The following is a 7,924-nucleotide window of genomic DNA, read 5'->3' as shown; positions in this document are numbered from 1 at the left end:
GGGCAACGGCCCCCCGCACCGGGCTACGACGGCCGCCTGCGGCCTCCGTGCCGACGACGGAGGCCGCAGGCCTCCCTGAGGAGACGCGGGCAACGGCTCAGCGCGAGCCGGGGACGGCCGCTGGCCGCGGTGCGATCCGCCAGGATCGCAGTGTCATAGTGCCGGGTCGCAGTCGCGCAGCAGCTGGGTGAGCCGTTCCTCCTCGGCGGCCTCGCCGATCCGTTCCGCGGCCGTCGCGAGCACCGTCACGCAGCGCAGGAACCCCTGGTTGGGCGCGTGCGACCAGGGCACCGGGCCGTAGCCCTTCCAGCCGTTGCGACGCAATGCGTCCAGGCCGCGGTGGTAACCGGTGCGGGCGTAGGCGTAGGCCTGGATGGTCATGGCCCGGCCTTCATCGGTGCTTGCCAGGGCGCCCTCGGCCAGCGCGGCCCACGCAGCGCTGGAGGTGGGGTGCGCCGCGGCCACCTCGGCCGGGTCGGTGCCGGCGGCCAGCGCGCCGTCGGCGGCCGGCTCACCCGGGAGCAGGGTGGCCGGCGGCTCGCCGAGCAGGTTCTGGTGGGAGTGCGTCATGCGGTGCTCCTCGAGACTTCGACGGATGGGCTCGGCGGGTCAGCCGGCCTGCGACTGGCCGGCGGACAGCAGGTCCTCGCAGGCCCGGACGACGCGGTCGGCCATGCCCGCCTCCGCCAGCTTCATGTAGGTGCGCGGGTCGTAGTTCTTCTTGACCCCGACCTCGCCGTCGACCTTGAGGACGCCGTCGTAGTTGCTGAACATGTGGCCGGCGATCGGCCGGGTGAAGGCGTACTGGGTGTCGGTGTCGACGTTCATCTTGACCACGCCGTAGGACAGCGCCTCCCGGATCTCCTCCAGCGCGGAGCCGGAGCCGCCGTGGAAGACCAGGTTGAAGGGCTTGGCGTCGGCGCCGAGGCCGAACTCCTGGGCGACGACGGCCTGCCCCTGCTTGAGCACCTCGGGGCGGAGCTTGACGTTGCCGGGCTTGTAGACGCCGTGCACGTTGCCGAAGGTCGCGGCCAGCAGGTAGACGCCCTGCTCTCCGAGGCCGATGGCCTGCGCGGTGCGGATGAAGTCGCCGTCGGCGGTGTACAGCTTCTCGTTGATCTCGTGCGCGACGCCGTCCTCCTCGCCACCGACGACGCCGATCTCGACCTCCAGGACGATCTTGGCGCTGGCGCACTTCTCGATCAGCTCGGCGGCGATGTCCAGGTTCTCGCCCAGCTCGACGGCCGACCCGTCCCACATGTGCGACTGGAACAGCGGCGCCTGCCCGGCATCCACCCGGTCCTGCGAGATGGCGATGAGCGGCCGGACGTAGCTGTCCAGCTTGTCCTTGGGGCAGTGGTCGGTGTGCAGCGCGACCTGGACGGGGTACCTCTCGGCGACCACGTGGGCGAACTCGGCCAGCGCGACGGCGCCGGTCACCATGTCCTTGACCCGGGTGCCCGAGCCGAACTCCGCGCCACCGGTGGAGAACTGGATGATGCCGTCACTGCCGGCGTCGGCGAAGCCGCGCAGCGCCGCGTTGATCGTCTCCGAGGACGTGCAGTTGATGGCCGGGTAGGCGAAGCCGCCCTCCTTGGCCCGGCTGATCATGTCGGCGTAGACCTCGGGGGTCGCGATGGGCATGCGGGCACTCCTGGCGTCGGGGTCAGCGGCTGTGCTGGTCGTCAGTATCGCGCCAGCCTTCGGCCCCGCTGCAGGGGCCCGCGCCGCGCGGAGCGTGGCGTGGGGGGCAGCGGGGTCCTTCGTCAGCCCTGCTCGGTGCGGCTGACCGCTCGGGCGGCGACCGCGACCGGGTCGTAGACCGGGGAGAACGGCGGGGCGTAGGACAGGTCGGAGCCGGCCAGGTCCTCGGCGGTCATCCCGGCCCAGATGGCGGTGGCCAGCACGTCGATGCGCTTGGCCGAGCCGGGCCCGCCGACCACCTGGGCGCCCAGCAGGTGCCCGGAACCACGCTCGCTGACCAGCTTCACCGCGACGTCCTCGGCGCCGGGGAAGTAGCCGGCCCGCGTGGTCGCCTCGATGACGTCGGTCCGGTAGGCGAACCCCGCCTCCTCCGCCTGGGTGGTGCACAGGCCGGTGCGGCCGACCTCCAGGTCGCCGACCTTGGTGACCGCCGTCCCGAGCACTCCGGCGAAGCGGGCCGGGCGCCCGCCGATGACCGACCCGGCCACCCGTCCCTGCTTGTTCGCGTGCGTGCCCAGCGGCACGTGCGCGACCTCGCCGCTCACCCGGTGGAAGGTCTGCGCGCAGTCGCCGGCGGCGAAGACCTCGGGATGGTCGCGGCAGCGCTGGCTGCGGTCGACGTCGATCGCGCCGGTGACGCCGAGCGCCAGCCCGGCATCGGCGGCCAGCGTGACCTCCGGGCCCATGCCCAGCCCGAGGACGACGAGGTCGGCTTCGTAGCTCGCCCCGTCGGTGCGCACCCCGCACGCCCGGCCGTCGCCGTCGAGCAGTACCTCGCGCACCGCCGAGTCGGTGTGCACGACGATGCCCATCGCCCGCAGCCCGGCGCAGACCCGCTCCCCCATGTCGGCGTCGAGCAGCTGCATGGGCAGCGGGTCGGCGAGGACGACGGTGACCGCCAGCCCGCGGGCCAGCAGCGCCTCGGCCATCTCCAGCCCGATGTAGCCGCCGCCGAGGACGAGGCCGGTGCGCGCACCGGCGTCGATCGCCGTCCGGATGGCCGCGCCGTCCTCGAGCCGGTGCACCCCGAAGACGCCGGGGGCGTCCAGCCCGGGGATCGGCGGGCGGGTGGGCCGGCCACCGGTGCCGATCACCAGGGTGTCGTAGCCGAACCGGGTGCCGTGCTCGGTGACCACGGCACCCGCGGCCAGGTCGATACCGGCCGCCCGGGTGCCGGTGTGCACGCTGATGTCCTGGGCGGCGAACTCGGCCGGGGTGCGGGCGATCAGCTCGTTCCGCCCGGCCACCTGCCCGCCCACCCAGTAGGGGATCCCGCACGCCGAGAAGGAGACGTCGTGGCCCTGCTCGAGCACGGTGATCTGCAGCTCGGCCGCCGTGCGCAGCCGGCGGGCCTGGGTGGCGGCGGACATTCCCGCGGCGTCGCCACCGACCACCACGAGATGCCGGCGGGCGCTCACCGGGCCGGCCGGGGGGCCGCGGGGCGGATCACGATCCGGCCAGGGCGCCGACCGCGCCCAGGTCGGCCCGGTGGCCGCGGCGGAACAGCTTGCCCGGGTTGAGCAGGCCGGCCGGGTCCAGGGCGTCCTTGATCGCCTGGTGCACGGAGAGCGACACCGGACCGATCTCCCGCTCCAGCCAGTCGGCCTTGAGGGTGCCCACGCCGTGCTCGCCGGCGACCGTGCCGCCCAGCGACAGGCCCAGGGCCAGGATCGCGTCGAAGGCGGTGAAGGCCCGCGCCCGCTGGTCGTCGTCCGCGGCGTCGAAGACCACGGTGGGGTGCATGTTGCCGTCGCCGGCGTGGCCGACGACGCCGACGACCAGCCCGGCCTCGGCCGCGATCGCCACGCAGCCGTCGATGAAGGTGGCCACCTGCGAGCGGGGTACGGCGACGTCGTCGAGCAGCAGGCTGCCCAGCCGCTCCAGCGCCGGCAGCGCCATCCGGCGGGCGGTGAGCAGCAGGTCGCCCTCGGCGGGGTCGTCCGTGGAGTGCACGAAGTCCGCGCCGGCCTCCTCGCAGAGCCGGGTGAGCAGTGCGATCTCCGCGGCCGCGGCCTCGCCGCCGCTGTCGGACTGGGCGAGCAGCAGCGCCTGCGCGTCCCGGTCCAGGTCGGCGCGGATCAGATCGTCGACCGCGCGGATGCAGGTCTGGTCCATCACCTCGAGCATGCTGGGGACCAGGCCGCTGGTGACCACCCGTTCGACCACCTGGCCGGTCTGCGCGGAGGTTCCGAAGCTGGCGACCAGGGTGATCGGTGCGGGCGGGGACGGGCGCAGCGCCAGGGTCGCCTCGGTGATCACGCCCAGGGTGCCCTCGGAGCCGACGAACAGCCGGGCCAGGTCGTAGCCGGCGACCCCCTTGACGGTGCGCCGGCCGGTGCGCAGCACCCGCCCGTCGGCGAGCACGACCTCCAGGCCGAGCACGTAGTCGGTGGTGACGCCGTACTTCACGCAGCACAGCCCACCGGAGTTCACCGCCAGGTTCCCGCCGATCGTGCACCAGTCGTAGCTGGCCGGGTCGGGTGGGTAGAACAGCCCGTGCCCGCGGACGGCGTCCCGCAGCGTCTTGTTCACCACGCCCGGCTGGACGACGGCGAGCCGGTCGGCCGGCGCCACCTCCAGGACGGCGTCCATCCGGGTGAGCACCAGGGTGATGCCGCCGTCGATCGCGTTGGCGCCACCCACCAGCCCGGAGCCCGCGCCCCGCGGCACCACCGGGACGCCGTGCCGGGAGGCGACCTGCAGCACCGCCACCACCTCGGCGGTGCTGCGCGGGAGGACGACCGCGGCCGGTACACCGGCCTGGACCAGCATGGCCTGGTCGCGGGCGTAGGAGGCGGTCACCTCGGGGTCGGTGAGGACGCTGTCGCGGCCCAGGGCGTCCTGGAGCTCTCGGACCCACGTCGTCGTGCGGGCGGTCACTCCCCGACCGTACGTCCTCGACGGCTGCCCAGGTGGGCTGCGGCCCCGTTGCAGGGGCGGGGTGCGGCCCCGTTGCAGGGTCCCGCCGCGAGCCTGCGAGCGGTGGGGGTGCGGCCCCGTTGCAGGGGCCCGCCGCGAGCCTGCGAGCGGTGGGGGGCAACGGGGTCCTTCTAGAGTCCGAGGTCGGCCAGGTCGAACGCCGCCCGGTACTCGAAGCCGGCCGCCTCGACCGCCGCCCGGCCACCCCGGTCGACGATCACCGCGACGGCGGCGATCTCCGCACCGGCCTCCTGCAGCGCCTCCGCCGCGGTCAGCGGGCTGCCGCCGGTCGTGGAGACGTCCTCGACGACCAGCACCCTGCGCCCGGCGACGTCGGGCCCCTCGATCCGGCGCTGCAGCCCGTGGGCCTTGCCCTGCTTGCGCACCACGCAGGCATCCAGGAACCCGGCTCCCTCCGCCGCGGCGTGCAGCATCGCGGTGGCCACCGGGTCGGCACCCAGCGTGAGCCCGCCGACGACGTCGTAGGACAGGTCGCCGGTGAGCTGCCGCATCACCCGGCCGACCAGTGGGGCGCCCTCGTGGTGCAGCGTCAGCCGGCGCAGGTCGACGTACCAGTCGGCCTCCCGGCCCGAGGACAGCGTGACCTTCCCGTGCACCACGGCGAGGGAGAGGACGAGCTCGCGGAGCCGGTCGCGGTCGGGGTGCGCGGCCCCGTCCCGGGGGCCCGCCGCGAGGGACGAGGAGTGGGGAGGGAGGGGGTCCTTCTGCATGAGCGCAGACCCTACTGAGCACCCCCGGCCGTTCCGCAGTGCCCGCGGCAGGGCCGCCGTCCGGACGGCGGCCCTGCGGCGGGCGGGCGATCAGCCGGCGGCCGGCGCCAGGACCTGGTCGATGAGGTAGACCGTCGCGTTCGCCGTCTGCACGTTGCCGCAGATCACCGACGCGGGCGCGCTGCCCACGACGGTCTGGTCGGCGGTGAGGGTGAAGTCCTCACCGGAGCCCTCGATGGTCACGGTGCCGCCGGCCAGCGTGGTGTGCTCGCCGGCCAGCTCGTCGGGGGCCAGCCGGCCCGGGATGACGTGGGAGGTCAGGACCGTGGTCAGCTGGGCCTGGTCGGCCAGCAGCGCGTTCAGCGCGTCGGCCGGCACGGCCTCGAACGCAGGGTTGGCCGGGGCCAGCACCGTGACGTCCTCGGCCGAGTTGAGCGCGTCGACCAGGTTGGCCTGGGTGACGGCGGTCACCAGGGTGGACAGCAGCGGGTTGTTGCTGGCGGCGGTGGCGACCGGGTCGTCGGCCATGCCCGCCACGCTGCCTTCGCCCTCGGTCGGGACCTGCGAGCAGGCCGGGCCGAAGGGGGCGTCCGACGCCGGGGTCGCCTCGGTGGCCTCGGTGGCCTCGGGAGTCGAGCTGGTGCTCTCGGCGGCGCTGCTGGTCGTGCCCTCTGCGGCGGACGTGTCGTCCGAGCCGCAGGCGGTCATCGTGAGGGCGAGGCCGGCGGCGCCGGCGAGGACGATGCTGCGGTAGCGGCGGGGGCTGCTCATGGTGGTCTCCCATGGATCTCGTGCGACGGCTCGTCGCGGGGTTCGTGCCCGGACCGTCGGCCCGGGCGGCGCCGCCGGCCGGTGGCCGTCGACGAGCGTGGTGGGGTGCCGGGAGTGTCCCGGCACCCGGGTGGTCAGGTCGCGATGACCCGGATGGAGTGCCAGCCGGTGGCCCCGTCGGGGAACGGCGGGGTCCGGACGGCGGTCTGCACCGTGCCCGCGCGGTCGGTGGCGCGGACGGTGAGCTGGTGCTGGCCGACGGCGAGGTCGACCGGGAGCACCCACTGGCGCCACAGGTCGGCGTCCACCTCGGGGGCGAGCTCGGCGTCGACGAACTCCGCGTCGTCCACCTTGACCTCGACCCGGGCGATGCCGCGGGTCTGCGCCCAGGCGACCCCGGCGACGGCCTGCCGCCCGGCCGGGAACCGGCGCAGGGAGGCGGGCGTGTCGATCCGGGAGAAGACCTCGATCGGGCCGTCGATCGCCCAGTTCCGCTCGGTCCAGTAGGCGTCGAAGGCGCCGTACGTGGTCGCCTCGATACCGGTCAGCCACTTGCACGCCGACACGTAGCCGTAGAGGCCGGGGACGAGCATCCGGACCGGGAAGCCGTTCGCGACCGGCAGCGGTTCGCCGTTCATCCCGATGGCCAGCATCGCGTCCTCGACGTCGAGGGCGGCCCGGGTCGGGGTGCCGATGGTCATGCCGTCGCTGGACCGGCAGACCAGCTGGTCCGAGCCCGGCTGCACGCCGGCCTCCCGGAGGAACGCCCCGAGCGGGACGCCGATCCACCGGGCGGTGCTGGCCAGGGTGCCGCCGACCTCGTTCGAGACGCAGGTCAGGGTGATGTCGCGCTCGACGAGGTCGTCCCGGTCGAACAGCTCGGCCAGGCCGAACGAGCGCGGGGAGTCGAACATCCCGGTGAGGGTCAGTGAGTACTCCGACGGGCTGAGCTGGGGCACGACGAGCGCGGTGTCCACGCGGTAGAAGTCCCGGTTGGCCGTGAACAGCGGGGGAAGTCCGGGGACGCGCTCGGCGAGGTCGGCGCCCGGCGGCAGCGCCGCGGCCGGCGAGGACGGCAGGGGGAGGGCCAGGTCCGACCGCTCCCCGGCGACGGCGAAGCGCCGCTGCAGCAGCCGACCGCCGCCACCGGCGACCGCGGCGACGCCGACGGCCACCCCGCTGGTGACCAGGAAGCGCCGGCGGTCCACGGCCGCGTTCCCCCGGTCAGCGGCGGCCAGCACCTCGCGGAGCCGCCCCAGCACCCGGTCGTCGGCCCGCGCGGTGCCCGCGGCCGGAACCCGCCCGCCTCCCGCCGCGGCGTGCTCCTCGACACCGGATCCCGGCCGGGTGCCCAGCGGGGCCAGGAGTGCCGCGAGGGCAGCGGTCCCGGCGAGGGCGCCGGCGACCGACGGGACGCCGTCCAGCACTCCACCGGCCGGCCGGGTGACGGCCGCGACGAAGCCGACCAGCCCGAAGACCACGATGCCGGCGTAGCCCAGGGCCCGGGAGCGCAGGCCGACCATGCCGACCACGAGGGCGTAGATCGCGAGAACTGCCAGGGTGCCGACGACGAGGGCGATCTTGTCGTCCTCGCCGAACGTGCGGATGGCGAAGGTCTTGACCGGCTCGGGGGTCAGCGGAATGGCGGCGTTGCCGACGGCGATGACCGGGCTGGAGGCGGCACCGATGAAGCCGGCCGCCAGTTCGGCCACCCCGAGCGCGACGGCGGCGGCGAGCAGGCCGGCCAGGGCGGCGGCGAACCGGCGGGCGGCCGGGCCGGTGCGCGGCGTCCCGGCCGC

Annotated in this window: 7 protein-coding genes; all 7 read right to left on the bottom strand. The window is 74.9% G+C overall.

Annotated features, from left to right (window positions below; genetic code table 11):
• Window positions 1-153 precede the first annotated feature (153 nt).
• Window positions 154-570 carry a DUF3151 domain-containing protein gene (locus ACYVG5_RS17000; RefSeq protein WP_222048832.1) on the bottom strand — a complete coding sequence of 139 codons (417 nt, stop codon included), beginning with the start codon at window positions 568-570 and terminating at the stop codon, window positions 154-156.
• 39 nt (window positions 571-609) lie between these two features.
• Window positions 610-1,644, bottom strand: a complete 1,035-nt coding sequence (gene fbaA, locus ACYVG5_RS16995; protein WP_222048831.1) for a class II fructose-bisphosphate aldolase — start codon at window positions 1,642-1,644, stop codon at window positions 610-612.
• Between the two features lie 122 nt (window positions 1,645-1,766).
• Window positions 1,767-3,122 carry an FAD-dependent oxidoreductase gene (locus tag ACYVG5_RS16990; protein WP_222048830.1) on the bottom strand — a complete coding sequence of 452 codons (1,356 nt, stop codon included), beginning with the start codon at window positions 3,120-3,122 and terminating at the stop codon, window positions 1,767-1,769.
• Between the two features lie 28 nt (window positions 3,123-3,150).
• Window positions 3,151-4,584 carry an FAD-binding oxidoreductase gene (locus ACYVG5_RS16985; protein ID WP_222048829.1) on the bottom strand — a complete coding sequence of 478 codons (1,434 nt, stop codon included), beginning with the start codon at window positions 4,582-4,584 and terminating at the stop codon, window positions 3,151-3,153.
• Between the two features lie 170 nt (window positions 4,585-4,754).
• Window positions 4,755-5,354, bottom strand: coding sequence for an orotate phosphoribosyltransferase (pyrE, locus tag ACYVG5_RS16980; protein ID WP_222048828.1), 600 nt, complete (start codon window positions 5,352-5,354; stop codon window positions 4,755-4,757).
• Window positions 5,355-5,444: 90 nt separating this feature from the next.
• Window positions 5,445-6,125, bottom strand: coding sequence for a fasciclin domain-containing protein (locus tag ACYVG5_RS16975; RefSeq protein WP_222048827.1), 681 nt, complete (start codon window positions 6,123-6,125; stop codon window positions 5,445-5,447).
• Window positions 6,126-6,259: 134 nt separating this feature from the next.
• A partial coding sequence (locus tag ACYVG5_RS16970) for a molybdopterin-dependent oxidoreductase (RefSeq protein WP_460683376.1) occupies window positions 6,260-7,924 on the bottom strand: 1,665 nt, incomplete at its 5' end.

The sequence above is a fragment of the Modestobacter lapidis genome (assembly GCF_054780755.1).
The sequence above is the reverse complement of the archived record's forward strand: the minus strand, read 5'-3'. Positions and strand labels throughout refer to the sequence as shown.

Coding starts and splice junctions, on each gene's coding strand:
- ACYVG5_RS17000 (WP_222048832.1), bottom strand. CDS start 570: ATGACGCACTCCCACCAGAACCTGCTCGGCGAGCCGCCGGCCACCCTG.
- fbaA (WP_222048831.1), bottom strand. CDS start 1,644: ATGCCCATCGCGACCCCCGAGGTCTACGCCGACATGATCAGCCGGGCC.
- pyrE (WP_222048828.1), bottom strand. CDS start 5,354: ATGCAGAAGGACCCCCTCCCTCCCCACTCCTCGTCCCTCGCGGCGGGC.
- ACYVG5_RS16975 (WP_222048827.1), bottom strand. CDS start 6,125: ATGAGCAGCCCCCGCCGCTACCGCAGCATCGTCCTCGCCGGCGCCGCC.